The organism is Curtobacterium sp. SP.BCp (genome assembly GCF_051903255.1).
Lineage (GTDB): Bacteria > Actinomycetota > Actinomycetes > Actinomycetales > Microbacteriaceae > Curtobacterium.
Genome location: NZ_CP194338.1, coordinates 1,973,695 through 1,999,710 on the forward strand (window position 1 = coordinate 1,973,695; position 26,016 = coordinate 1,999,710).

General features: G+C 70.0%; 19 protein-coding genes. 7 read left to right on the forward strand and 12 right to left on the reverse strand.

Annotated elements, in window-relative coordinates; genetic code table 11:
• Positions 1-4 precede the first annotated feature (4 nt).
• Positions 5-931, reverse strand: a complete 927-nt coding sequence (locus ACRQ4C_RS09525) for a heme o synthase (RefSeq protein ID WP_290134238.1) — start codon at positions 929-931, stop codon at positions 5-7.
• A 510-nt stretch (positions 932-1,441) separates the two neighbouring features.
• Between ACRQ4C_RS09525 and tkt the strand changes: the two genes are divergently transcribed.
• The 6 genes from tkt (at position 1,442) to pgl (ending at position 9,745) form a co-directional block, all read left to right on the forward strand.
• Complete coding sequence (gene tkt, locus ACRQ4C_RS09530; protein WP_439688504.1) at positions 1,442-3,535, forward strand: transketolase; 2,094 nt, start codon at positions 1,442-1,444, stop codon at positions 3,533-3,535.
• A 127-nt stretch (positions 3,536-3,662) separates the two neighbouring features.
• Positions 3,663-4,775: a transaldolase gene (gene tal / locus ACRQ4C_RS09535; RefSeq protein WP_439688505.1), complete on the forward strand. Its 1,113-nt coding sequence runs from the start codon at positions 3,663-3,665 to the stop codon at positions 4,773-4,775.
• 1 nt (position 4,776) lies between these two features.
• Positions 4,777-6,375: a glucose-6-phosphate isomerase gene (locus tag ACRQ4C_RS09540; protein WP_439688506.1), complete on the forward strand. Its 1,599-nt coding sequence runs from the start codon at positions 4,777-4,779 to the stop codon at positions 6,373-6,375.
• Between the two features lie 22 nt (positions 6,376-6,397).
• Positions 6,398-7,936 (forward strand): glucose-6-phosphate dehydrogenase, encoded by a 1,539-nt coding sequence (gene zwf, locus ACRQ4C_RS09545; protein ID WP_290131668.1) that lies wholly within the window; start codon positions 6,398-6,400, stop codon positions 7,934-7,936.
• Complete coding sequence (locus tag ACRQ4C_RS09550; protein WP_290131667.1) at positions 7,933-8,877, forward strand: glucose-6-phosphate dehydrogenase assembly protein OpcA; 945 nt, start codon at positions 7,933-7,935, stop codon at positions 8,875-8,877. The genes zwf and ACRQ4C_RS09550 overlap by 4 nt, the downstream gene beginning before the upstream one ends.
• A gap of 97 nt (positions 8,878-8,974) precedes the next feature.
• Positions 8,975-9,745, forward strand: a complete 771-nt coding sequence (gene pgl / locus ACRQ4C_RS09555; RefSeq protein ID WP_400414276.1) for a 6-phosphogluconolactonase — start codon at positions 8,975-8,977, stop codon at positions 9,743-9,745.
• Between the two features lie 268 nt (positions 9,746-10,013).
• On the opposite strand, the gene ACRQ4C_RS09560 is transcribed toward pgl, so the two are convergent.
• From ACRQ4C_RS09560 to uvrB, 11 genes are all read right to left on the reverse strand, one after another.
• Positions 10,014-10,376, reverse strand: a complete 363-nt coding sequence (locus ACRQ4C_RS09560; RefSeq protein ID WP_290131665.1) for an RNA polymerase-binding protein RbpA — start codon at positions 10,374-10,376, stop codon at positions 10,014-10,016.
• A 3-nt stretch (positions 10,377-10,379) separates the two neighbouring features.
• Positions 10,380-10,631 carry a preprotein translocase subunit SecG gene (gene secG, locus ACRQ4C_RS09565; protein WP_022902309.1) on the reverse strand — a complete coding sequence of 84 codons (252 nt, stop codon included), beginning with the start codon at positions 10,629-10,631 and terminating at the stop codon, positions 10,380-10,382.
• A 117-nt stretch (positions 10,632-10,748) separates the two neighbouring features.
• The gene (tpiA, locus tag ACRQ4C_RS09570; protein ID WP_290131664.1) at positions 10,749-11,528 is read right to left on the reverse strand and encodes a triose-phosphate isomerase; all 780 of its coding nucleotides are present in this window, start codon (positions 11,526-11,528) and stop codon (positions 10,749-10,751) included.
• Complete coding sequence (locus tag ACRQ4C_RS09575) at positions 11,525-12,742, reverse strand: phosphoglycerate kinase (RefSeq protein ID WP_439688507.1); 1,218 nt, start codon at positions 12,740-12,742, stop codon at positions 11,525-11,527. Before ACRQ4C_RS09575 ends, tpiA begins: the two co-directional genes overlap by 4 nt.
• 3 nt (positions 12,743-12,745) lie before the next feature.
• The gene (gap, locus tag ACRQ4C_RS09580; RefSeq protein WP_058726334.1) at positions 12,746-13,750 is read right to left on the reverse strand and encodes a type I glyceraldehyde-3-phosphate dehydrogenase; all 1,005 of its coding nucleotides are present in this window, start codon (positions 13,748-13,750) and stop codon (positions 12,746-12,748) included.
• Between the two features lie 303 nt (positions 13,751-14,053).
• On the reverse strand, positions 14,054-15,034 hold the full coding sequence (gene whiA / locus ACRQ4C_RS09585; protein ID WP_439688508.1) for a DNA-binding protein WhiA: 981 nt from the start codon (positions 15,032-15,034) through the stop codon (positions 14,054-14,056).
• 75 nt (positions 15,035-15,109) lie between these two features.
• Positions 15,110-16,006, reverse strand: coding sequence for an RNase adapter RapZ (gene rapZ, locus ACRQ4C_RS09590; RefSeq protein ID WP_290131661.1), 897 nt, complete (start codon positions 16,004-16,006; stop codon positions 15,110-15,112).
• A 188-nt stretch (positions 16,007-16,194) separates the two neighbouring features.
• Positions 16,195-18,312, reverse strand: a complete 2,118-nt coding sequence (gene uvrC, locus ACRQ4C_RS09595) for an excinuclease ABC subunit UvrC (RefSeq protein ID WP_439688509.1) — start codon at positions 18,310-18,312, stop codon at positions 16,195-16,197.
• On the reverse strand, positions 18,313-21,372 hold the full coding sequence (gene uvrA, locus ACRQ4C_RS09600; protein ID WP_439688510.1) for an excinuclease ABC subunit UvrA: 3,060 nt from the start codon (positions 21,370-21,372) through the stop codon (positions 18,313-18,315).
• Positions 21,373-21,420: 48 nt separating this feature from the next.
• Complete coding sequence (locus ACRQ4C_RS09605) at positions 21,421-22,344, reverse strand: SDR family NAD(P)-dependent oxidoreductase (protein WP_439688511.1); 924 nt, start codon at positions 22,342-22,344, stop codon at positions 21,421-21,423.
• Positions 22,334-24,406, reverse strand: a complete 2,073-nt coding sequence (gene uvrB, locus ACRQ4C_RS09610; protein WP_439690888.1) for an excinuclease ABC subunit UvrB — start codon at positions 24,404-24,406, stop codon at positions 22,334-22,336. The genes ACRQ4C_RS09605 and uvrB overlap by 11 nt, the downstream gene beginning before the upstream one ends.
• Positions 24,407-24,618: 212 nt before the next feature.
• Between uvrB and ACRQ4C_RS09615 the strand changes: the two genes are divergently transcribed.
• On the forward strand, positions 24,619-25,953 hold the full coding sequence (locus tag ACRQ4C_RS09615; protein ID WP_439688512.1) for an MFS transporter: 1,335 nt from the start codon (positions 24,619-24,621) through the stop codon (positions 25,951-25,953).
• Positions 25,954-26,016 lie beyond the last annotated feature (63 nt).

Sequence of the window (26,016 nt, forward strand, 5' to 3'; positions counted from 1 at the left end):
AGCGCTAGAAGGTGAAGACCTGCGGGAGCAGCGGGTCGATGCCCACCGCGATGAACAGCAGCGTCAGGTACGTGATCGAGCTGTGGAACACGCGCATCGGCTGCACCTGCTCGACGTGCTGGATCGCCCGCGAGTACAGCCGGTGCGACTCGACGACGAACCAGACGCCGCCGGCGAGTGCCACGACCGTGTAGAGCGGCCCCATGTGCGCCACCGGGATGAGGAGGAGCGAGCAGACCAGCGTCGCCCAGGCGTAGAGCACGACCTGGAGGCCGACGACCGTGCGACCCCGGACCACCGCGAGCATCGGGACCTCGGCGGCGTCGTAGTCGTCGCGGTACTTCATCGACAGCGGCCAGTAGTGCGGCGGCGTCCAGAGGAAGATCACCATGAAGAGGATGATCGGCGTCCAGGTCAGCGACCCGGTCACACCCGCCCAGCCGATGAGGACGGGCATGCAGCCGGCCGACCCGCCCCAGACGATGTTCTGCGGGGTGCGGCGCTTGAGCCACAGCGTGTACAGGAACACGTAGATGAGGATCGCGACGACGCTCAGCGCCGCGGCGAGCCAGTTCACGAAGACGAGCAGCACTCCGGTCGACGCGATGCCGAGGACCCACGAGAACACGAGGGCTTCACGGTCGGAGAGCTCGCCGGTGACGAGCGGCCGGGTGCTCGTGCGCTTCATCAGCCGGTCGATGTCGCGGTCGATGTAGCAGTTGAACGCGGACGCGGAGCCCGCGGACATCGCACCACCGAGCATCGTCCAGAACACGAGCCACAGGTCCGGCACACCGCGGGCGGCGAGGAACATCGTCGGCGCCGTGGTGACCAGCAGCAGCTCCATGACCCGGGGCTTCGTCAGCGAGACGTACGCCCGGACCTTGCGCGAGAGCGTCGATCGGGGTCGATCGGTGTCCGGCCGGGTCACGGTGGCAGTGGGCAAGGGAACCTCAGTCTGTTTCGCGTCAGCTCGCACACTCGGTGGACGGCTCCGTCGTCGTCCGGGCGTGCGTCGACCCGGAATGCACACGGGCCGTCAACAGTTTAGGCCATCGAGGCGCTGCGACGATGCCCCGCCCCGCCATCCGGACCGATCGACGTCGGCGGACGGACGAGCCGGCAGGTCGGCGGGCGGACGCACCGAGACACGGCGCGGCCGTCGCGGACACGCCCGGGCCGTCCGGACGGTCGGCGTTGGAGCGCTGCACCCGGCGTGCGCACACGGTGAACAGAACGTGTCACCTGAACCCTCACTGAGTGCATGGTCACTATGCTGGAGTCGCCCTCCCGCAGTGCGTGCCCCGAAGACGTCGGTCACGACGAGCCGGTCGGCCGCCGCCAGACGGCGACCCGAACCCCGGCCCCCGGGATGGCGATCATGTCCGTGCGATGGCACGAGCCCTCGCACATGTCGCATTCAAGAAGGGTCAACATCCAAGTGGCTGAATTCACCTGGGACGCCATCGACAGGAAGGCCGTCGACACGGCCCGCGTACTCGCCGCCGACTCGGTCGAGGCCGCCGGCAACGGTCACCCCGGCACCGCGATGAGCCTCGCACCGGTCGCCCACCTGCTCTTCCAGAAGGTGATGCGTCGCGACCCCAGCGACTCCACCTGGATCGGCCGCGACCGCTTCATCCTCTCGGCGGGCCACGCCTCGATCCTGCAGTACGTGCAGTTCTACCTGCACGGCTACGGTCTCGAGCTCGAGGACCTCCAGCACCTCCGCAAGTGGGGCTCGAAGACCCCGGGTCACCCGGAGTACGGCCACACCGACGGTGTCGAGATCACGACCGGTCCGCTCGGCCAGGGCCTCGCCTCCGCCGTGGGCTTCGGCTACGCGCAGCGCTTCGAGCGTGGCCTGTTCGACCCGGAGACCGCCGACGGCGAGTCCCCCTTCGACCACTTCACCTACGTGATCGCCGGTGACGGCGACATGCAGGAGGGCGTGACCAACGAGGCCGCGAGCCTCGCGGGCCGCCAGCAGCTCGGTCGCCTGGTCGTCTTCTACGACTCGAACCAGATCTCGATCGAGGACGACACCGACATCGCGTTCTCCGAGGACGTCGCCGCCCGCTACGAGGCGCTCGGCTGGCACGTCCAGCACGTCGACTGGAAGAAGACCGGCGAGTACTCCGAGGACGTCGAGGAGCTGTACCGCGCCGTCGAGGCCGCGAAGGCCGAGACGACCAAGCCGTCGCTCATCGTCCTCAAGACCATCATCGGTTGGCCGTCGCCGACCAAGCAGAACTCCGGCAAGATCCACGGCTCCGCCCTCGGTGGCGAGGAGCTCAAGGGCCTCAAGGAGGTCCTCGGCTTCGACCCCGAGCAGACCTTCCACGTCGACCCCGAGGTGCTCGAGTACACCCGCGGCGCCGTCGCCAAGGGCCAGGCGGAGCACGCCGAGTGGCAGAAGACCTTCGACGCGTGGGCCTCGGCCAACCCGGACAAGAAGGCGATGCTCGACCGCATCAACGCCGGCGAGCTCCCCGAGGGCCTCGAGGAGGCCCTGCCGGTCTTCCCGACCGAGAAGGCCGTCTCGACCCGTGCCGCGTCCGGCAAGGTCATCAACGCCATCGCGCCGCTGATGCCCGAGTTCTGGGGCGGCTCGGCCGACCTCGCCGAGTCGAACCTCACCACGATCGAGGGCGCCAAGTCCTTCGGTCCGGCGGAGGCCTCGACCAAGACCTGGAGCACCGACCCGTACGGGCGTGTCCTCCACTTCGGCATCCGCGAGCACGCGATGGGCTCGATCCTGTCCGGCATCGTCCTGCACGGGAACACCCGTCCGTTCGGCGGCACGTTCCTCATCTTCAGCGACTACATGCGCCCGGCCGTCCGTCTCGCCGCGCTCATGAAGGCGCCGGCGATCTACGTCTGGACGCACGACTCGGTCGCCCTCGGCGAGGACGGCCCGACGCACCAGCCGATCGAGCAGCTCACCGCCCTCCGTGCGATCCCGGGTCTCGACGTCGTCCGCCCGGCCGACGCCAACGAGGTCGCGTACGCGTGGCTCGAGATGCTCAAGCACAAGGACCGTCCGGCCGGCATCGCGCTGAGCCGCCAGAACCTCCCCGTCTTCGAGCGTGGCGAGGGCGAGGCGTCGGGCGAGACCTTCGCGTCGGCGAAGAACGTCGGCAAGGGTGCGTACATCCTCGCCGAGGCGCCGAACGGCACCCCGGACGTGATCCTCATCGCGACCGGCTCCGAGGTCCAGATCGCCGTCGAGGCGCGCGAGCAGCTCAAGGGCGAGGGCATCAACGCCCGCGTCGTGAGCGCCCCGTCCCTCGAGTGGTTCTTCGAGCAGTCGGAGAACTACCGCGACCAGGTCCTCCCGAAGGACGTCACCGCTCGCGTGTCCGTCGAGGCGGGCATCGCCATGAGCTGGCGCGACATCGTCGGCGACAAGGGCCGCAGCGTCTCGATCGAGCACTTCGGTGCCTCGGCCGACTACCAGACGCTCTTCAAGGAGTTCGGCTTCACGACGGAGCACGTCGTGGCCGCCGCGAAGGAATCGATCGCGGCTTCCTGACCCACCGGGGCCGGGTCCGGTCACCCGGATCCGGCCCTTCTGCCGGGAGGCGCGGCTGGGCCCCGCCACCACGCCTCCCGGCCCACAGACCACGGCCAGACGGCCGATGAAGGAAGAAGACACACACATGGCTGAGACCACCCCCACCGCCGCCCTCTCCGAGGTCGGCGTCAGCATCTGGCTCGACGACCTCTCGCGCGAGCTCCTCGAGACCGGCAAGCTCGAGCAGCTCATCGCCGAGAAGAACGTCGTCGGCGTCACCACGAACCCGACGATCTTCGCGTCGGCCCTCGCCAAGGGTGAGCGCTACGACGCCCAGGTCAAGGAGCTCGCCGCGGCGGGCACCGACGTGACGAGCGCGATCTTCGAGATCACCACGCAGGACGTCGCGAACGCGTCCGACGTGTTCAAGCCGATCTACGACGAGACCAAGGGCTTCGACGGCCGCGTCTCGATCGAGGTCGAGCCGGGCCTCGCGCACGAGACCCAGAAGACCATCGAGCAGGCCAAGTTCCTGTTCGACAAGGTCGGTCGCGAGAACGTCCTCATCAAGATCCCGGCGACGCTCGAGGGCCTCGAGGCCATCACCGAGGTCATCGCCGCGGGCATCTCGGTCAACGTCACGCTGATCTTCTCGCTCGAGCGCTACCGTGCCGTCATCGACGCGTACCTCGGTGGGCTCGAGAAGGCCAAGGCCGCGGGCCACGACCTCTCGAAGATCCACTCGGTCGCCTCGTTCTTCGTGTCGCGCGTCGACTCCGAGATCGACAAGCGCCTCGACGCCGTCGGCACCGACGCGGCGAAGGCCCTCAAGTCGAAGGCCGGCATCGCCAACGCGCAGCTCGCCTACCAGGTCTGGACCGAGGCGTTCGCCACCGAGCGCGCCCTGGGCCTGCTCGAGGCCGGTGCGAACACGCAGCGTCCGCTGTGGGCCTCGACCGGTGTCAAGGACCCGTCGCTGCCCGACACGCTCTACGTGACCGAGCTCGCCGCCCCGAACACCGTCAACACCATGCCGGGCAAGACGCTCGACGCGACGTTCGACCACGGTGAGATCCACGGCGACGCGATCGCCGGGTCGTACGACGCCGCGCAGGAGGTCCTCGACCAGATCGCGGCGCAGGGCATCAGCTACGACGAGGTCGTCGCGCTGCTCGAGAAGGAGGGCGTGGACAAGTTCAACGTCTCCTGGGGCGAGCTCGTCGACACCGTGAAGACGGCCCTCGAGGGCGCGAAGTAGCGTGACCGTCTCCATCGCCGCCAGGGGCGCGGCTGCGCGGGCCATCGACACGGTGGTCCCGCAGCTCGTCGCCGACCTGGTCGCGTCGGGCATCACGGCGCAGGACCCCGGGCTCTGGGGTCCCGCCGCCGAGTCCGAGGCGTCGGAGCGTCTCGGGTGGACGGAGGCCGTCGCGGTCTCCCGTCCGCTCGTCGCGGAGATCACGGCGCTGCGCGAGCAGCTCGCCGCCGACGGGGTCGACCACGTCGTCCTCGCCGGCATGGGCGGCTCCTCGCTCGCGCCCGAGGTGATCACGCGGACGTACGGCGTCCCGCTGACGGTGCTCGACTCGACCGACCCGGCTCAGGTCCGGGCGGCGATGGGACACGACCTCGAGCGCACCGTGCTCGTGGTCTCGTCGAAGTCCGGCTCCACACTGGAGACGGACTCTCAGCGACGTGTGTACGAGCAGGCGTTCCGTGACGCGGGGATCGACCCCGCGTCACGGATCGTCGTCGTCACCGACCCCGGCTCGTCGCTCGAGCGGCTCGCACACGACGCCGGGTACCGCGTGTTCACCGCGGACCCGAACGTGGGCGGACGGTTCTCGGCGCTGACCGCGTTCGGCCTCGTGCCGTCCGGGCTCGCCGGAGCCGACATCGACGAGCTCCTCGACGAGGCCGACGCCATCTCGGTGCTCCTCGCCGTGGACACGGACGAGAACCCGGGCCTCGTGCTCGGCGCAGCCCTCGCGACGCTCGACCCCACGGTCGCGAAGATCGGCATCGTGCCCGACGGCACGCACATCGTCGGGTTCGGCGACTGGGTCGAGCAGCTCCTCGCGGAGAGCACCGGCAAGGACGGCAAGGGGCTGTTGCCCGTCGTCCTCACCCCCGACTCCCCCGAGGTCTCCGCGGGACTCGCCGACCTGCAGGTCATCCGCATCGTGGGCTCCCGCGAGGACGAACGCCACGTCGCCGAGGGCGAGGTCGAGATCGACGGCACCCTCGGTGGGCAGTTCCTCGTGTGGGAGTACGCCGTCGCGGTCGCCGGCCGCATCATCGGCATCAACCCGTTCGACCAGCCCGACGTCGAGGCCGCCAAGGTCGCGACCCGTGCGCTGCTCGACGACCGCCCCGCCCCCTCCGAGCCCGCGTTCACGGAGGGCGGCACCGCCGTCCGCGCGACGGCGGGTCTGTCGGTCGGGACGACGATCGCGGAAGCCGTGACGAGCCTCCTGGCCGAACTCCACGCGACCGGCTACCTGGCCGTGCAGGCGTACGTGGACCGCACCGCGAACGGCGACCTCCGACCGCTCCGCGACGCGCTCGCGGCGCGCAGCGGTCGCCCCGTCACCCTCGGGTACGGGCCCCGCTTCCTGCACTCCACCGGGCAGTACCACAAGGGCGGACCTGCGAACGGGGTCTTCCTCCAGATCGTGGCCGACGAGCCGGACGACCTCGGCATCCCGGGGCGCTCGTTCACGTTCGGCCAACTCATCCAGGCCCAGGCCGCCGGCGACGCGAGCGTGCTCGCGGCGCACGGCCGGCCGGTCCTGACCCTCACGACGTCGGACGTCGCCGCTGCCACCGCAGCGTTGCGCGCCGCCGTCTCCCTCTGACTCGTAAGGAGTTCACCGACTCATGTCACCGGTGGCGATCACCCCGGAGCACAACCCGCTCCGGTTGCCGACCGACCGACGTCTGAACCGGATCGCGGGACCCAGCACCCTCATCATCTTCGGCGTGACGGGTGACCTGTCGCGCAAGAAGCTGATGCCCGCGGTCTACGACCTCGCGAACCGGGGGCTGCTGCCGCCCGGGTTCGCGCTCGTCGGGTTCGCCCGGCGCGACTGGGAGGACCAGGACTTCTCCCAGCTGGTGCACGACGCGGTCCGGGACCACTCCCGCACCCCCTTCGACGAAGCCGTCTGGAAGCAGCTCGAACAGGGCATCCGCTTCGTGCAGGGCTCGTTCGACGACCCGGAGGCATTCACCGAGCTGAAGCGCACCGTCGACGAGCTCGACGCCCAGCGCGGCACGCTCGGCAACCACGCGTTCTACCTCTCCATCCCGCCGAAGATGTTCCCGGTCGTGACCGAGCAGCTCAAGGTCTCCGGCCTCACCGAGAAGCGCGACGGCTCGTGGAGCCGTGTCGTGGTCGAGAAGCCGTTCGGTTCGGACCTCCGGACCGCGCGCGAGCTCAACGCGATCGTCGAGAGCGTGTTCGCTCCGGACGACGTGTTCCGCATCGACCACTACCTCGGCAAGGAGACCGTCCAGAACCTCCTGACGCTCCGGTTCGCGAACCAGATGTACGAACCGATCTGGAACTCGAACTACGTCGACCACGTGCAGATCACGATGGCCGAGGACATCGGCGTCGCCGGACGTGCCGCGTACTACGACGGCATCGGTGCGGCGCGGGACGTCATCCAGAACCACCTGCTGCAGCTCCTCGCCCTCACGGCGATGGAGGAACCGGTCTCGTTCAAGGCGGCGGACCTCCGCGCCGAGAAGGAGAAGGTGCTCTCCGCGGTGCGGCTGCCCGAGGACCTCGCCACGGCGACGGCCCGGGGACAGTACGCCGGCGGGTGGCAGGGCGGCGAGAAGGTCCTCGGGTTCCTCGAGGAAGCGGGGATGAACCCCGAGTCCACGACCGAGACCTACGCGGCCATCAAGCTCGACATCGCGACCCGACGTTGGCAGGGCGTCCCGTTCTACCTGCGCGCCGGCAAGCGCCTCGGCCGCCGCGTCACCGAGATCGCGATCGTGTTCAAGCGCGTCCCCGAGGACGTCTTCGGCATCCCGCAGTCGCCCCTCGGCCAGAACGCGCTCGTCATCCGTGTGCAGCCGGACGAGGGCGTGACGCTCCGGTTCGGCTCGAAGGTCCCCGGCGTCGGCACCCAGGTGCGCGACGTGACGATGGACTTCGGCTACGGCCACGCGTTCACCGAGGCGTCGCCGGAGGCGTACGAACGACTCATCCTCGACGTGCTCCTCGGCGACCCGCCCCTGTTCCCGCGGCACCAGGAGGTCGAGCTCTCCTGGAAGATCCTCGACCCGATCGAGGAGTTCTGGCGCGGACAGGGCCAGCCCGAGCAGTACCGTCCCGGCACGTGGGGTCCGGCGTCCGCCGATGCCCTGCTCGCTCGCGACGGCCGGACCTGGAGGCGTCCATGAAGATCGACATGCCGAACACCACGGTCTCGAAGATCCAGAAGAAGCTCGTCCACATCCGCGAGGAGGGCGGTGCGGTCGCGCTCGGCCGCGTCCTCACGCTGATCATCTCGACGGCCCTCGGCCACGAGGAAGAGGCGATCAACGCGGCGAACGAGGCGTCCCGCGAGCACCCGATGCGCGTGATCATCGTCTCGAAGAACGAGGGCGACACGAAGTCCCCCGGGCGTCTCGACGCGCAGATCCGCGTCGGGAGCGACGCGGGCGCGAGCGAGGTCATCGTCCTCCGCGCCTACGGCGAGACGGCCACCGACGAGGAGAGCCTGGTCACGGGCCTCCTGCTGCCGGATGCGCCCGTGGTCGCGTGGTGGCCCGACGCCGCACCGTCGCAGCCGTCCGAGTCCGCCCTGGGTCGCATCGCCCAGCGTCGGATCACGGACGCCGCGGCGCAGAAGGACCCGAACGAGGCCATCGCGGCACTCGGCGAGTCCTACGTGCCCGGCGACACCGACTTCGCGTGGACCCGCCTGACCCTCTGGCGCAACCAGCTCGCCGCGGCGCTCGACCAGCCGCCGTACGAGCCGGTCACCGCCGTCGAGGTCTCCGGTGCGTTCGACAGTCCGTCGACGATCCTGCTCGCGGCCTGGCTGCAGCTGCAGCTCGAGGTCCCGGTGTCCGTCGTCACGTCGCCGCGTGCGACCGGGTCGAGCGGCATCCACGGCGTGAAGCTCGTCCGCGAGAGCGGGGCGATCGAGCTCGAGCGCTCCCTGGTCGACGTCGCGACGCTGTCCATGCCCGGGCAGCCCACGCACGACCTCTCGCTGCCGCGCCGCAACCTGCGCGACTGCCTGGCCGAGGAACTCCGTAGACTCGACCCGGACGTCCTCTTCGGAGACGTCGTCAAGCACGGGGTGCCCCAGCTGCGCGAGTCCATCGCGGGCTGAGCCACCCACTCGACCGGTCCGTCCGCACCCGCGGGCGGACCGGTCGGACCGAAGGCGGTCCGCACGCCGGGCCGCCGACCTCGAACACGGGAGTCACGTGACCAACGAACGACGGGTGCTCGTACACCCCGACAAGCAGGCCCTCGGCGCGTCGGTCGCCGCACGCTTCATCACCAAGATCATCGACGTGCTCGACGAGCAGGAGCGCGCTGACATCGCCATCAGCGGCGGCTCCGTGTCCACGCTCGTCCTCGCGGCGATCGGCCAGTCGCAGGCGCGCGAGAGCGTGGACTGGTCGAAGGTGCACGTGTGGTGGGTGGACGAGCGCTGGGTGCCCGCGGGTGACGCAGACCGCAACGACACCGGCACGAAGGCAGACTTCTTCGACCACGTCGACATCCCCGAAGCGAACATCCACCGGATCGCGACGTCGGACGCCGGGCTCTCGATCGACGACGCCGCGCTCCAGTACGAGCGTGAACTCCAGGACGCCGCTCCCGAGGGTGCCGTCGCGCCCCGGTTCGACATCACGCTGCTCGGTGTCGGCCCCGACGGTCACACCGCGTCGCTGTTCCCCGAGTTCCCGCAGCTCGCCGTCACCGACCGCGCCGTGCTCCCGGTCGACGACTCCCCCAAGCCGCCGTCGCAGCGCCTCACGCTGACCTTCCCGGTCATCAACGCGTCGCAGCGGGTGTGGGTCATCCTGTCGGGTGCCGAGAAGGCGTCCGTGCTCGGGCTCGCCCTGGCCGGCGCCGCCGTGGACGAGGTCCCCGTGGGTGGCGTGCAGGGCCGCAAGCGCACCGTGTTCTTCGTGGACCAGGACGCCGCGCGCGACGTCCCCGAGAACCTCATCGCGTCGACGTACTAGACGCGACCCCCTGACGGACGGGAGGCGCGGTGCCGGCTGGCACCGCGCCTCCCGTCTGTCGTGTGGGCGCGTCGGACGGTCACGACTCCCCGTACCCCGCTCCCCGATGGTCACGAATCGTCGCTGCGAGGCGACGTGAGCGACGATCCACGACCAGCCCACTGCGTTCCGACGGGGTGTTGCGACCTGCCGAGGCGCCACCGCGAACCGCAACACACGAAGGCCCCCGTACCGGATCGGTACGGGGGCCTTCGGACGTGCGTGTGGCCTACTTCGAGGCGGTGCCGCGACGCTCCCGGAGCTGCTGGAGCGCGTCCTCGAGGAGCTGCGCCGCCTCTTCCTCGGTTCGGCGCTCCTTCACGTAGGCGAGGTGCGTCTTGTACGGCTCGGTCTTCGCGACCTGCGGCGGGTTCTCCTTGTCACGACCAGCCGGCAGACCGGTGGACGGCGAGTCGACCGTCTCGGGGATCTCCTCGTCGGGCAGGCCAGCGGCGAAGTACCGCACGACCTCGTTGCCCAGCGCGTCCCAGTACGAGATCGCGACGCGCTCGGCCTGGACCCCGCGGTCCTGCTCGCCCATCGGCCCCGCGCCCACGCGCGATCCGCGGATGGCGCTGCCTCCTGATGCCATGTGTCAGCTCCCCGTCGTGAACTTGTTGATGAGACCGAGCACGATGATCGAGATGATCCAGACCAGACCGAGGATCACCGTGATGCGGTTGAGGTTGCGCTCGGCGACGCCGGACGCCCCGAGGTTGCTCGTCACGCCGCCGCCGAACATGTCGGAGAGGCCGCCACCGCGGCCCTTGTGCAGCAGGATGAGGAGCGTGAGCAGGAGGCTCGTGATCGCGAGCAGGACCTGCAGCACGACGGAGAGAATCGCCACGACGTACCTTTCGTGTCAGTCAGCCGTACGAGTATACCGAGGACGCGTCGCCCCCGGGCACGACGGGCCGGGCATGGAACAGGCCGGCCGCGCGAGCGACCGGCCTGTCCGGGTGGATCAGAGTCCGACGTGCTGGCGGAAGCGCGCGATCGCCGCGAACTCCTGCACGTCGAGCGAGGCTCCGCCGACGAGCGCGCCGTCGACGTCGGGCTCGCGGAGGAAGCCGGCGATGTTGCCGGACTTCACCGAGCCGCCGTAGAGGACACGGGTCGCCGCAGCGGCCTCGTCCCCCCAGGCTGCGGCGATGCCGCGACGGATCGCCGCGCACTCCTCTTGGGCCTGGTCGGCGGTGGCTGCCTGGCCGGAGCCGATGGCCCAGACCGGCTCGTACGCGACGACGATCTCCGCGGGCTGCACCGCGTCGAGGACGACCTGCAGCTGCTCGACCGCGACGACACCGGCGCCGCGCTCCTCGCGCTGCTCACCGGTCTCGCCGACGCACACGACCGGCACGAGTCCGTGCTTGACCGCCGCGGCGGTCTTGGCCGCCACGACCTCGTCGGTCTCGCCGTGCATCGTCCGCCGCTCGGAGTGGCCGACGATGACGTACTGCGCGTCCAGGGCGGCGAGGAACGCTCCCGAGACGTCACCGGTGTAGGCACCGGAGTCGTACTGCGAGAGGTCCTGCGCACCGAAGCGGATCGGCAGCTTGTCCGCCGAGATGAGCGTCTGCACGCTGCGGAGGTCGGTGAAGGGCGGGAACACCGCGACCTCGACGTCGTCGTGGTCGTGGCGGGCGTCCTTCAGCGTCCACGCGAGCTTCTGCACGGTGGCGATGGCCTGGAGGTGGTCCAGGTTCATCTTCCAGTTCCCGGCGATCAGCGGTGTACGGCTCATCGCGACCACCCCAGTGCTTCGAGACCGGGCAGCGACTTGCCCTCGAGGAACTCGAGGCTCGCACCGCCACCGGTCGAGATGTGCCCGAACTGGTCGTCCGAGAACCCGAGCGACCGGACGGCCGCCGCGGAGTCGCCGCCACCGACGACCCCGAGGCCGTCGACCTCGGTGAGCGCCTGCGCGACGGTCTTGGTGCCGGCCGCGAACGCCGGGAACTCGAACACGCCCATCGGCCCGTTCCAGAACACCGTCTTCGATCCGGACACCGCCGCGGCGAAGCGCGACGCGGTCTCGGGGCCGATGTCGAGCCCGATGCCGTCCGTGCCGAACGACGACGACTCGATCGCGTCGGCCGCGACGGTCTCGTGGGGGGCGTCGGCCGCGAACCCGGAGGCCACGACGACGTCGGTCGGCAGGTCGATCGTGACGCCGAGCTCCTGCGCCCGCGAGAGGTACCCGCGGACGGTGTCGAGCTGGTCCGCCTCGAGCAGCGACTTCGCGACCCCGTGGCCCTGGGCCGCGAGGAACGTGAAGAGCATGCCGCCACCGATGCAGAGCGCGTCGACCTGCGGCAGGAGGTGGTCGATGACCCCGAGCTTGTCGCTCACCTTCGAGCCGCCGAGCACGACCGTGTACGGGCGCTCGGGCTTCGACGTGAGGCGCTCGAGGACCGTCAGCTCGGTCTCGATGAGCGAACCCGCGGCCGACGGCAGCGCCGAGGCCAGTTCGTACACCGAGGCCTGCTTGCGGTGCACGACACCGAAGCCGTCCGACACGAAGGCGTCGCCCAACGCGGCGATCCGCTCGGCGAAGGCCTTGCGCTCGTCGGCGTCCTTCGAGGTCTCCTCCGGGTTGAAGCGAAGGTTCTCGAGGAGCAGGACATCCCCGTCACCGAGCTCCGCGGCGGCCGCGGTGGCCTCGTCGCCGACGGTCTCGCCGACGAAGGTGACCTCCTTCCCCAGGAGCTCGGAGAGCCGCTGCGCCACGGGGGCGAGCGAGTACTCCGGAGCCGGCGACCCGTCGGGCCGCCCGAGGTGGGAGATCACGATGACGCGCGCGCCGGCGTTGACGAGCGTGTTCAGCGTGTCGAGCGACGCGCGGACGCGGCCGTCGTCGGTGATCGTGCCGTCCTTGAGCGGGACGTTCAGGTCACACCGGACGACGACGCGCTTGCCGGCGAGGTCGCCGAGGTCGCCGAGAGTTCGGAGCGCCATGGCTTAGAGGCGCTCGCCCACGTACTCGGTGAGGTCGACGAGGCGGTTCGAGTAGCCCCACTCGTTGTCGTACCACGAGGTGATCTTCACGAGGCCGCCGATGACCTTGGTCAGACCGGAGTCGTAGATGGACGAGTGCGGGTCCGTCGTGATGTCGGTCGACACCAGCGGGTCCTCGCTGTAGAGCAGGATGCCCTTCAGCGGGCCCTCCGCGGCCTCCTTGTAGGCGGCGTTGATCTCGTCGACGGTGACCTCGGACTTGGTCTCGAGGGTGAGGTCGGTGATCGAGCCGGTGGGGACCGGGACGCGGAGCGCGAAGCCGTCGAGCTTGCCCGCGAGCTCCGGGAGCACGAGGCCGATCGCCTTGGCTGCACCGGTGGAGGTCGGGACGATGTTCAGGGCGGCGGCGCGGGCACGACGCGGGTCCTTGTGCGGGCCGTCCTGGAGGTTCTGGTCGGCGGTGTACGCGTGCACCGTCGTCATGAGGCCACGCTCGATGCCGAACTTGTCGTGGAACACCTTGGCGAGCGGCGCGAGGCTGTTCGTGGTGCAGGACGCGTTCGAGATGATGTGGTGGTTCGCGGCGTCGTAGGTGTCCTCGTTCACGCCGAGCACGATGGTGACGTCGTCACCCGTGGCCGGGGCGGAGATGATGACCTTCTTGGCGCCGGCGTCGATGTGCTTCTGCGCATCGGCAGCCTTGGTGAAGAAGCCGGTCGACTCGATGACGATGTCGACGCCCAGCTCGCCCCACGGGAGGTTGGCGGGGTCGCGCTCCGCGAGGACCTTGATCGCCTTGCCGTCGACGACGATGTTGTCGCCGTCGAGCTCGACCGTCGCCGGGAGCTTGCCGGTGATCGAGTCGTACTTGAGCAGGTTCGCGAGCGCCGTGTTGTCGGTGAGGTCGTTCACCGCCACGATCTCGAGGTCGGAGCCCTTGGCGAGGGCGGCCCGGAAGAAGTTACGGCCGATGCGGCCGAAGCCGTTGATGCCGATCTTGACGGTCAATGGATCTCCTGGTGGGTGTGGAGCGCCCGAGGGGCGCTGCTTTTCGGAGTCGTGGGCCCCGCGGGCCCACGTGTGGTGGACGATACGCCCCGTAACGTCGCCGTAACGACCCTAGCAGTCGGACACTGCGCGCCCGCGCCGGATGACGGTCCGTCCGGACGGTCGCACGCGGCGCCCTGGACGCACCCCCTGAACGGACGGGAGGCGCGGTGCCAGCTGGCACCGCGCCTCCCGTCAGGTGGTCTGGACGACCGCGATCACGTGGTCGGGACGACCGCGATCACGTGGTCGGGACGACCGCGATCACGCGCCTTCGAGCTCCTCCGGGACGCTCGCCTCGGTGCCCGGGATGCCGAGGTCGGACGCCTTCTTGTCGGCCATGGCGAGCAGGCGGCGGATGCGACCGGCGATCGCGTCCTTCGTCATCGGCGGCTCGGCGTGCTGACCGAGCTCGTCGAGCGATGCGTCGCGGTGCTGCAGCCGCAGGGAACCGGCGTACTGGAGGTGGTCGGGCACCTCGTCGCCGAGGATCTCGAGCGCGCGCTCGACCCGGGCGCAGGCGGCGACCGCGGCCCGCGCCGAGCGGCGGAGGTTGGCGTCGTCGAAGTTGACGAGTCGGTTGGCGGTGGCGCGGACCTCGCGGCGCTGACGCATCTCCTCCCACTCGGCGGTCGTGCGGGCGGCACCCATGACGGTGAGCATCTGACCGATGGCCTCGCCGTCGCGGATGACCACGCGGTGGACGCCGCGGACCTCGCGGCCCTTCGCGGCGATGCCGAGACGCGACGCTGCCCCGACGAGCGCCATCGCGGCCTCGTTGCCCGGGCAGGTGACCTCGAGGGCGGCGGCGCGACCCGGGTCGGTCAGCGTGCCGGACGCCAGGAACGCGCCGCGCCAGATGGCGGCGAGGTCCTCGCGGTTGCCCGTGGTCAAGCGGTTCGGCAGGCCGCGGACCGGGCGGCGGCGGGCGTCCATGAGGCCGGTCTGGCGCGCGAGGGTCTCCCCCGCCTCGAGCACCCGGACCAGGTAGCGCGTGCCACGACGGGACGACGCGGACGATCCGACGCTCGCCTCGGAGCGGACACCGTAGAGCTCCGCGAGGTCCTTGCGCACCCGGTGCACGATGATGCGGGTGTCGAGTTCGACCTCGACCGCGATCCTGCCCGAGATGACGTGCAGACCACCCGCGAACCGCAGGATGGTCGCGAGTTCGGCGGCGCGGACCGTGTTGCGGTTCACGACGACCCTCGCCAGTTCGTCCTTGACCTCGGCAGTCAACGGCACAGCATCATTCCTAACGTTTTCTCGGTGGGGTCCGCGGTCCGGCGTCACACGCGTGGGGAGCGGCCGGAGGGACGGTCACTCCCGGCCGAGATCTCGGTTCTTCACACGCACGGCGACGCTGGGCATCCCGCGGAGGAGACTCGCCAGCTCGGCGACGATGGCGACCGAACGGTGCTTCCCGCCGGTACAGCCGATGGCGATCGTAGCGTGTCTTTTGTTCTCCCGCTGGTACCCCTCGAAGACCGGCTCCAGGACGTCGGCGTAGCGCTCGACGAACGGACGGGCTCCGGGCTGGGCCAGGACGTAGTCCGAGACGGGGGCATCGAGGCCGGTGTGGGCGCGGAGTTCCGGCACCCAGTAGGGGTTCGGCAGGAAGCGCACGTCGGCCACCATGTCGGCGTCGGCGGGCAGCCCGTACTTGAACCCGAAGCTCATGAGGGTCACCTGGACGCCGACGAAGTGGTCGTCGGCGAACTTCTCGGTGACGGTGTTCGCCAGCTGGTGGATGTTGAGGTCCGAGGTGTCGATGATCATGTCCGACGCCTCGCGCAGCCCGGACAGCCGGGAGCGCTCGCGACCGATGCCGTCGAGCAGGGTGCCGTCGCCCTGCAGCGGGTGCGGTCGACGGACCTGTTCGAAGCGCCGCACGAGGACCGCGTCGGTCGCCTCGAGGAAGAGCACGCGGACCCGGGCGGACGTCGTCGAGCGGACCTGCTCGACCGCTTGCTCCGGATCGGTGAAGAAACGCCCGCCGCGGACGTCGACCACGGTCGCGATCTTCGGGATCTTCTCACCGGCGCGGTCGGCCAGCTCGGTGAGCGGGGCGAGCATCTGCGTCGGCAGGTTGTCGACCACGTACCAGCCGAGGTCCTCAAGGGCCTTCCCGACCGTGGACCGGCCGGCGCCGGACATGCCCGTCACGATGAGGATGTCGTGCTGCTGCGGGGTCGTGGATCCGGCGGTGTCAGTCATCTGGGAGGAGGCTCCGTCGTCGCGGTCCGGGCTCGTCGCCCGGGGTCGTCTCGGTCACAGCCGTCGGCCGCGGCTGTCGGGTGGTCGGCTCGGTCAAGGCTACCGTCCGGACCGATCACGGCGCGCGGTCGGTCCGGGTCTCCTCGGTCCGTGGCTCCCGACGAGACGGCCTGGAGGCACGCCGCACCTCACGCGGGCAGCTCCGGCCCGTCGTCGGTCACGTCCGGCACGGTGACGGAGTCGGCCGGGACACGACCGCCGTCGGCGTCGGCGTCGACCTCGTCGGCTGCGTCGGTCACGCTGCCGGCGTCGAGCGCGTCGTCGGGGTCGAGCGCGCCGTCGGCGTCGAGCGCGGCGTCGGTTCCGGGGGCGCTGCCGGGATCGGGGGCGCTGCCGGGTGCGGACGGGCTCGCCGGGTGCTGCGCGAGCTTCGTGACCACCGCGGCCGCCGTCGCCGGCCCGATGCCCGGGACGACGCCGATCTCCGCGGCGGTCGCTGCCCGGAGCCGTGCGACCGACCCGAAGTGCTTCAGGAGCGATGCCACACGCGACGGCCCGAGCCCCGGGATCTCGGAGAGCTGCGAGCGGACGTCGCGCTTCCGGCGGGTCCGCTGATGGGTGATCGCGAAGCGGTGCGCCTCGTCACGGATGCGCTGGATGAGGAACAGGGCCTCGGAGTTGCGCGGCAGGATCACCGGGAAGTCGTCGTCGGGCAGCCAGAGCTCCTCGAGGCGCTTCGCGATGCCGACGAGGGCGATGTCGTGCACGCCGGCCTCGTCCATCGCGCGCTTCGCGGCCTGCACCTGCGGCTGCCCGCCGTCGACGATGAGCAGCTGCGGACGGTACGCGAACCGCTTCGTCGGCTTCGACCCCTCGACGACCTCGTCCGTGGTGACGTCCGGGACGTCGGGCACCGAGGCGTCCTCGTCGAGGCGCGCCAGACGCCGGGTGAGCACCTGGTGCATGCTGTCGGTGTCGTCGGTGGTCTCGGCGATCGTGTACCGCCGGTACTGGTCCTTGCGGGGCAGTCCGTCCTCGAAGACGACCATCGAGGCGACGACGTTCGTGCCCTGCAGGTGCGAGATGTCGTAGCACTCCATCCGCAGCGGGGCCTCGCTCATGCCGAGGGCGTCCTGGATGTCGGCGAGGGCCGCCGACCGCGTCGTGTAGTCCGCGCTCCGCTTCGTCTTGTAGAGCATGAGGGCCTGCGCCGCGTTCTGCTTCGCGGTGCGTGCCAGGCCCGCCCGGTCACCACGCTGCGCGGTGCTGAGCTTCGTCCCACGCCCGCCGCGCCGCTGGCTGAGCCACTCCTGCAGCGCCTCGGCGTCCTCGGGCAGCTCGGGCACGACGACCTCACGCGGGGGTTCGTCACCCGTCGCGTAGTTGCCCTGCACGATCTGCTCGACGAGGTCGCCCGTGGCGATGTCGAGCTCCTTGTCGACCACCCAGCCCCGGACACCACGGATGCGACCACCGCGCACGGAGAACAGCTGCACGGCAGCCGCGAGCTCGTCCTCGGCGATCCCGAACAGGTCGAGGTCGACGCTGTCGCGCAGCACCACGGCGCTCTTCTCGAGCACGGCCTCGAGCGCCTCGACCTGGTCGCGGTACCGGGCGGCCTGCTCGTACTGCATCGCGTCGGCGGAGGCGCCCATGCGCTGGCGGAGCTGCGTGATGACGCGCCGGTCGTAGCTCGACATGAAGCGCACGAACTCCTCGACGAGTGCGCGGTGCTCCTCGATCGTGACCTTCTGCGAGCAGGGCCCGCCGCACTTCCCGATCTGGCCCGGGAAGCACGGCTTGCCGGTCTGCATGGCGCGCTTGTACGACGAGTCCGAACAGGTGCGGATCGGGAACACCTTGATCATCAGGTCGATCGTGTCGTGCACGGCCCAGATCTTCGGGTACGGGCCGAAGTACTTCGCGCCCTTGATCTTCCGGTTCCGCGTCACCATCACCCGCGGCGCCTCGTCGCCGAGGGTGATCGCCATGTACGGGTACGACTTGTCATCCCGGAACTTGACGTTGAACGGCGGGTCGAACTCCTTGATCCACGTGTACTCGAGCTGCAGCGCCTCGATCTCGGACCCGACGGTCGTCCACTCGACGCTCCGCGCCGTGAGGACCATCCGTCGGGTGCGCTCGTGCAGCGTCGGCAGCGGCGCGAAGTAGTTGCTCAGCCGTGCACGGAGGTTCTTCGCCTTGCCGACGTACAGCACCCGGCCGTTCTCGTCACGCCACCGGTAGACGCCCGGATCGGTCGGGATCTCCCCCGCCTTCGGCCGCCACGGAACGGTGTCCGCCACCTACCGCGCACCCGCCTTCTGCTTCGATCCGGCGCCGCTCTTCGCCGCACCCTTGGAACCCGACCGTGCGGAGGCGCTCGGTTGCCGCGCACCGACGGCCTGCTCCTTGCCGACCCGAGCGTCCTGTGCGTCGAAGATCTCGCGCAGGAAGACACCGGTGTGGCTCTCCGGGACGTCGGCGACGTGTTCGGGCGTCCCGGTCGCGAGGACCGTCCCACCGCCGGCACCGCCCTCCGGACCCATGTCGATGAGCCAGTCGGCGGACTTGATGACGTCGAGGTTGTGCTCGATCGTGATGACCGTGTTGCCCTTCTCGACCAGACCCTGGAGGACGAGGAGGAGCTTGCGGACGTCCTCGAAGTGCAGCCCCGTGGTCGGCTCGTCGAGCACGTACACGGTGCGGCCGGTCGAGCGGCGCTGCAGCTCCGTCGCGAGCTTGACGCGCTGGGCCTCACCACCGGACAGCGTCGTGGCGCTCTGCCCGAGCCGCACGTAGCCGAGACCGACGTCGACGAGGGTCTTCATGTACCGGTGGATCGCGGAGATCGGCTCGAAGAACTCGGCGGCCTCGCTGATGGGCATGTCGAGGACCTCGGAGATGTCCTTGCCCTTGTAGTGCACCTGCAGCGTCTCGCGGTTGTAGCGCGCACCGCCGCAGACCTCGCACGCGACGTACACGTCGGGCAGGAAGTTCATCTCGATCTTGATCGTGCCGTCGCCCGAGCAGTTCTCGCAGCGACCGCCCTTGACGTTGAAGCTGAAGCGTCCGGGCTGGTACCCGCGCGCCTTGGCCTCGGGCGTCTCGGCGAAGAGCTGGCGGATCCGGTCGAACACGCCCGTGTACGTCGCCGGGTTCGACCGGGGCGTCCGGCCGATCGGGGCCTGGTCCACGTGCACGACCTTGTCGAGCTGGTCGAGGCCCTTCACCCGCGTGTGCTTGCCGGCGATGTGCCGCGCCCCGTTGAGCTGGTTCGCGAGCACCTTGTAGAGGATGTCGTTGACGAGCGTCGACTTGCCGGAGCCGCTCACACCGGTGACCGCCGTGAACACCCCGAGCGGGAAGTCCACGTCGATCTCCTGCAGGTTGTTCGCCCGCGCACCCTGCACGCTGATGACGCGCTTCGGGTTCGCCTTCCGACGCTCCGCCGGCACCTCGATCGAGCGCCGACCGGCGAGGTAGTCCCCCGTGATCGACTCCCGGTTCGCGATGATCCCCTCGTACGAGCCGGAGTGCACGACGTTGCCGCCGTTGACACCGGCGCCCGGGCCGATGTCCACCACCCAGTCGGCCGTCCGGATCGTGTCCTCGTCGTGCTCGACCACGATCAGGGTGTTGCCGAGGTTCTTGAGCTTGACGAGGGTGTCGATGAGCCGGCGGTTGTCACGCTGGTGGAGACCGATGCTCGGCTCGTCGAGGACGTAGAGCACGCCGGTCAGCCCGGAACCGATCTGCGTCGCGAGACGGATGCGCTGGGCTTCGCCACCGGACAGTCCACCCGCACCGCGCGCGAGCGTGAGGTAGTTCAGCCCGACCTCGAGCAGGAACTCGAGACGGGCCCGGATCTCGCGGAGGACCGCCGCAGCGATGTGGGCCTCGCGCTCGGTGAGCCGGAGCTCCTCCATGAAGGCGTAGGCGTCGTCGAGGGACAGGTTCGTCACGTCGGCGATGCTCCGGCCGTCGACCGTGACCGCGAGCACCTCGGGCTTGAGGCGCGTGCCGTCGCACACCGGGCACGGGACCTCGCGCAGGTACCCCTGGAAGCGCTGCCGCTGCGAGTCCGACTCGGCCTCGGCGAACTTGCGCTCGATGTAGGGCATGACGCCCTCGAAGCCGCTCGTGTACCGCATCTCGCGGCCGAAGCGGTTCCGCCACGACACCGAGACCTGGAAGTCCTTGCCGGTCAGGATGGCCGCCTGGACCTTCGGGTCCAGCTGGCTCCACGGGGTGTCGAGGGAGAACCCGAGGTCCTTGCCGAGGCCGGCGAGCAGCTTCTCGAAGTAGGAGTACAGCCCACTCGTGCCCGTCCACGGCAGTAGGACGCCGTCGCGGAGCGAGGCTTCCGGATCGCCGAGCACGAGGTCGGGGTCGACGGACATCCGGGTGCCGAGACCCGAGCACTCCGGGCAGGCACCGAACGGAGCGTTGAACGAGAACGTCCGCGGCTCGATCTCGGTGAGCGCGAGCGGGTGGTTGTTCGGGCAGGAGAGGTTCTCGGAGTAGGTCCGGACCGCGCCGGGGCCCTCGTGGTCGACGAGGTCGATCGCCACGGTGCCGTTCGTCAGGCGCAGGGCCGTCTCGAGCGAGTCCGTGAGGCGCCCGAGGATGTCGTCGCTCGCGACCAGGCGGTCGATGATGACCGAGATGTCGTGCTTGACCTGCTTCTTGAGCTTCGGCGGGTCGCTCAGCTGGATCCGCTCGCCGTCGACGATCGCGCGGGCGTAGCCGGAGGCCGCGAGCTCCTGGAAGAGGTCGACGAACTCGCCCTTCTTCTTCGAGATCACGGGCGCGAGGACCTGGAACCGCGTGCCGGACTCGAACTCCATGAGCTGGTCGGCGATCTGCTGCACGCTCTGCTTGCTGATCACCTCGCCGCAGACGGGGCAGTGCGGCACACCGATGCGCGCCCAGAGCAGACGCATGTAGTCGTAGACCTCGGTGATGGTGCCGACGGTCGACCGGGGGTTGCGGTTCGTCGACTTCTGGTCGATCGACACCGCGGGCGACAGCCCCTCGATGAAGTCGACGTCGGGTCGGTGGACCTGCCCGAGGAACTGTCGCGCGTAGGCCGAGAGGGACTCGACGTAGCGGCGCTGCCCCTCAGCGAAGATCGTGTCGAACGCGAGCGACGACTTCCCCGACCCGGAGAGCCCGGTGAACACGACGAGGGAGTCGCGCGGGATCTCGAGGTCGACGTCGCGGAGGTTGTGCACGCGAGCGCCCCGGACGCTGAGCGTCGAGGTGCTGTGCGGCGCCGTACCGCCCGGGAGGTGGAGGTCAGCGGGCTCGCCGAAGGCGTTCCGGCCCGAGGTCGCGGTACCGCGGTCAAAGGTGATGGTCATCGCCGACAAGTCTACGAACCGGGACTGACATTCGTCGGGCCGTGGGTGTCACCCGAGTGCGTCGAGAGCGAACGCCACCCCGGCTGCTCGTTCGCTGGCCGTCCAGAGCCGGGCGGCCTCCAGCCGGTCGTGCGCCTTCGGTTCGGCTGTCACCCGTGCGGCCGGTCCCCGGAGCTGCATCCGCCCCGTCGGCCCCCAGTACTCCCCGGACCGGACGCCCGGAGCGACCGCCGCGTGCACGATCGGCTCGGCGCCGTCGTCCTTGCCCTGGGCGTACAGGCGCTGCGCGGGCCGGGTCCACGCCGGCTCTGCCCGGGTCGCCGACACGAGCGGGCGGTCCGGGGCGAGGACGTCGAGCGAGAAGCCCGGGTGCGCAACGACACTGGCCACGGACGATCCGGCGTCGGCGAGGCGCTCGGCCAGCTCGAAGCCGAAGAGCATCACCGCGAGCTTGCTCCGGCCGTACTGCCGGTAGCTCGAGTAGTGCCCGGCGCCGAGCGGATCGGTGCGGTCGAGTCGTGCCCATCGGTGCGCGATCGATCCGAGGTGCACGACCCGGCCCGCGCGTCGCTCGACCAGCGGCAGCACACGGGCCGTCAGGGCGAAGTGCCCGAGGTGGTTCGTCCCGACCTGCAGTTCGTGCCCCTGCGCGGTCGACCGCTGCTCGTGCGAGCCGACCACACCGGCGTTGTTCACGAGGGCATCGATGCCGTCGGGCAGCCGGTCTGCGAGTGCGGCCGCAGCGGCGCCGACGGAGTCCAGGTCGGCCAGGTCGAGCGCGACGTGCTCGACCTCGGCTCCCGGGACCACGGAGCGGATGCTCTCGATCGCCGCAGCGGCCCGCTCGGGGTTCCGTGCCGCGAGGACGACCCGGTGCCCGGCCGCCGCGAGCTGCTCCGATGCCCAGTAGCCGAGCCCCGCCGTCGCCCCCGTCACGACGACGGTCAGGGGAACGCCGGCGTCAGCGGACATGCCCGGCCGACTCCATCTGCCGGAGGGCCTTCTTGAGGTCCTGGACCTCGTCCCGGAGCCGGGCGGCGAGCTCGAACTTGAGCTCGGCCGCCGCCTGCAGCATCTGCTCGTTGAGGTCCGCGATGGTGGCCTCGAGCTGCGTCGCCCCCTCGCCCGCGATGCCGCCACGCTTGAGGTTCGGCGTCGGCGAGCGTCGACCGTCAGCTGCGGGCCGGCCCTCGAGCAGCGCCTTCGTGTCGTCGTTCTCGCGCTGCAAGACCTCGGTGATGTCCGCGATCTTCTTGCGGAGGGGCTGCGGGTCGATGCCGTGCTCGAGGTTGTAGGCGACCTGCTTCTCGCGACGTCGGTCGGTCTCCTCGATCGCGTTGCGCATCGAGTCGGTCATGGTGTCCGCGTACATGAGCACCTGGCCCGAGACGTTGCGGGCAGCACGGCCGATGGTCTGGATGAGCGACGTCGACGAACGGAGGAAGCCTTCCTTGTCGGCGTCGAGGATCGCAACGAGCGAGACCTCCGGCAGGTCGAGGCCCTCGCGCAGGAGGTTGATGCCGACGAGCACGTCGTACACACCCTGCCGGAGCTCGGTGAGGAGCTCGACACGCTTCAGCGTGTCGACGTCGGAGTGCAGGTACCGGACCCGGACGCCGGCGTTCCCGAGGAAGTCGGTGAGCTCTTCCGCCATGCGCTTCGTGAGGGTGGTGACGAGGACACGTTCGTCCTTCTCGACGCGCTGCTTGATCTCCTCGAGGAGGTCGTCGATCTGGCCGTCGCTCGGCTTCACCACGATCTCGGGGTCGACCAGGCCCGTCGGACGGATGATCTGCTCGACGACGCTGTCCGTGACGCCGAGCTCGTACCGGCCGGGGGTCGCCGACAGGTAGACCTTCTGCCCGGCGCGCTCGAGGAACTCCTCCCACGTGAGCGGGCGGTTGTCGAGGGCGCTCGGGAGGCGGAACCCGTGCTCGACCAGGGTGCGCTTGCGGGAGGCGTCGCCTTCGTACATCGCGCCGATCTGCGGCACCGTGACGTGCGACTCGTCGATCACGATGAGGAAGTCGTCCGGGAAGTAGTCGAGCAGGCAGTGCGGGGCCTCGCCCGCCACACGGCCGTCCATGTGGCGGGAGTAGTTCTCGATGCCCGAGCAGAAGCCGATCTGCTCCATCATCTCGATGTCGAACGTTGTCCGCATCCGCAGCCGCTGGGCCTCGAGCAGTTTGCCCTGGCCCTCGAGCTCGGCGAGGCGCTCGGCGAGCTCGACCTTGATGTCGGCGATCGCGCGGTGCATCACGTCGGTGTCCGCCACGTAGTGCGACGCGGGGAAGATCGACACCGCGGGCAGGTCCTCGATCACGGACCCCGTCAGCGGGTGCAGGGAGGACAGCGCCTCGACCTCGTCACCGAACATCTCGATGCGGATCGCGTGCTCCTCGTACATCGGGATGATCTCGATGGTGTCCCCGCGGACGCGGAACGTGCCGCGCGCGAAGTCGACGTCGTTGCGCTGGTACTGCATCGAGACGAACTTGCGGACGAGCTGGTCGCGGGAGATCGTCTGCCCGACGTGCAGCGCGACCGAGGCGTTCATGTACTGCTCGGGCGTCCCGAGGCCGTAGATGCAGGACACCGTCGAGACCACCACGACGTCACGTCGGCTGAGCAGCGAGTTCGTCGTGGAGTGGCGGAGACGCTCGACCTCGGCGTTGACCGAGGAGTCCTTCTCGATGAAGGTGTCCGTCTGCGGGACGTACGCCTCGGGCTGGTAGTAGTCGTAGTACGAGACGAAGTACTCGACGGCGTTGTTCGGCAGCAGGCCGCGGAACTCGTTCGCCAGCTGCGCCGCGAGGGTCTTGTTGTGCGCGAGCACGAGGGTCGGGCGCTGCACCTGCTCGATGAGCCACGCCGTCGTCGCCGACTTGCCCGTACCGGTGGCGCCGAGGAGCACGACGTCGGTCTCACCGGCGTTGATGCGACCCGCCAGTTCGGCGATCGCCGCCGGCTGGTCACCGCTCGGCGAGTACTCGCTGATCACCTCGAACGGGCGCACCGCCCGCGTGGGCTCGATGTCGACTGCCATGCCTCCACGGTAGCCGCGACCACTGACAACACCCGGCTCCGATCGCCCACAGCGCACGGGCCCGCTCCGTGGTCCCACCGCTCGCCGAGGTCGCCCCCGGCGTACTGTCCGCTGCAGGCAGCCTCAAAGCCCGCTGATAAGGACCGGTCGTAGCCTCCGGTCCGTTCAGCAACCCGAACCCCCACCCCCGAAGAGGCCCCATGACGACGGCGACGCCTGCCGCACCGAACCCCGCGAAGGGCACGCCGTTCCGCGGCAGGATCCGCGGCAAGGTGCTCCTGCTCCTCTGCTGCATGTACGCGATCTCGTACATCGACCGCACGAACATCTCCACCGCGCTCCCCCACATCACCGAGGAGTTCGGGTTCAACGAGACCACCGCCGGTCTCGTCGTGTCCGCCTTCGCGCTGCCGTACGCGCTCCTGCAGGTCTTCGGTGGCACGATCAGCGAGAAGTTCGGCCCGCGGAAGTCCCTCTTCGTCATCACCGTGCTCTGGGGTGTCGCGACCCTCTGGACCGGCCTCTCGATCGGCTTCTGGACGCTCGCCGCAGCGCGCTTCCTCCTCGGTCTCACCGAGGCAGCGGCCTTCCCCGCCGCGACGCAGGCGATGAGCCGGTGGATCCCCCGCGACCGCAACGGCTTCGCGCAGGGCGTCGTGCACTCGGCCGCCCGGCTCGGCAACGCGGTCGCGCCGCTCCTCGTCGCCTGGGTGATCGCGGGCACCGGCAACTGGCGGTGGGCGTTCGTCGCCACGGCCGTGCTCTCGGTCGCGTGGGCCGTCGTCTGGTTCGTCTGGTTCCGCGATCGCCCCGAGTCCGCGAAGGGGATCACCGAGGCCGAGCTGGCCGAGCTCCCGCCCGTCGAGACCCGTGCGACCCGTCCACCGGTGCCGTGGCGCCAGCTCGCGAAGCAGATCCTCCCGGTGACGTTCGTCGACTTCGGCTACGGGTGGACCCTCTGGGTGTTCCTGACGTGGATCCCGACGTTCCTCAGCAGCACCTACGACCTCGAGATCAGCTCCTTCGCCTGGTTCACCTCCGGGGTGCTCCTCGCCGGCGTGGTCGGCGACACCGTCGGGGGCGTGCTCAGCGACCGGCTCATCCACCGCGGCGGCGACACCCGGCACGCGCGCCGCATCATCCTGGTGATCGGGCTCGGCGGGTCACTGCTCTGCCTGCTCCCCCTCGTGTTCGGCCAGGGGCTCGCCGTCGCGACCGTGTCCCTCGCGCTCTCCTTCTTCTTCCTCGAGCTCTGCAACGCGAACCTGTGGGCGATCCCCATGGACGTCGCACCACAGTGGTCCGGGACGGCGTCCGGGTTCATGAACACCGGCTTCGGCATCGCCGGCGTCGTCTCGCCGTTCGTCTTCGGTGCCCTGATCGACGCGTCGGGCTGGCAGCTGCCGTTCGCCCTCTCGTGCGCGCTGCTCGCCGCGGCCGCCGTGGTCGCCTGGGTGATGAAGCCGCAGCGGCTCACGTCGACCGACGGCCGACTCGAGGTCGGCACGCCGGCAGCCGAGCGCACCGGCGCCTGATCGGGCGCCGCTCGCGGTGCGTCCGGCCGGACCGGCACCCTGGTGCCGACAGCCTGACGGCCC

What these genes read in the sequence shown, in the direction of transcription:
- tal (WP_439688505.1), top strand. Translation starts at nt 3,663, where the DNA reads ATGGCTGAGACCACCCCCACCGCCGCCCTCTCCGAGGTCGGCGTCAGC.
- zwf (WP_290131668.1), top strand. Translation starts at nt 6,398, where the DNA reads ATGTCACCGGTGGCGATCACCCCGGAGCACAACCCGCTCCGGTTGCCG.
- ACRQ4C_RS09550 (WP_290131667.1), top strand. Translation starts at nt 7,933, where the DNA reads ATGAAGATCGACATGCCGAACACCACGGTCTCGAAGATCCAGAAGAAG.
- ACRQ4C_RS09560 (WP_290131665.1), bottom strand. Translation starts at nt 10,376, where the DNA reads ATGGCATCAGGAGGCAGCGCCATCCGCGGATCGCGCGTGGGCGCGGGG.
- tpiA (WP_290131664.1), bottom strand. Translation starts at nt 11,528, where the DNA reads ATGAGCCGTACACCGCTGATCGCCGGGAACTGGAAGATGAACCTGGAC.
- ACRQ4C_RS09575 (WP_439688507.1), bottom strand. Translation starts at nt 12,742, where the DNA reads ATGGCGCTCCGAACTCTCGGCGACCTCGGCGACCTCGCCGGCAAGCGC.
- rapZ (WP_290131661.1), bottom strand. Translation starts at nt 16,006, where the DNA reads ATGACTGACACCGCCGGATCCACGACCCCGCAGCAGCACGACATCCTC.
- uvrA (WP_439688510.1), bottom strand. Translation starts at nt 21,372, where the DNA reads ATGACCATCACCTTTGACCGCGGTACCGCGACCTCGGGCCGGAACGCC.
- ACRQ4C_RS09605 (WP_439688511.1), bottom strand. Translation starts at nt 22,344, where the DNA reads ATGTCCGCTGACGCCGGCGTTCCCCTGACCGTCGTCGTGACGGGGGCG.
- ACRQ4C_RS09615 (WP_439688512.1), top strand. Translation starts at nt 24,619, where the DNA reads ATGACGACGGCGACGCCTGCCGCACCGAACCCCGCGAAGGGCACGCCG.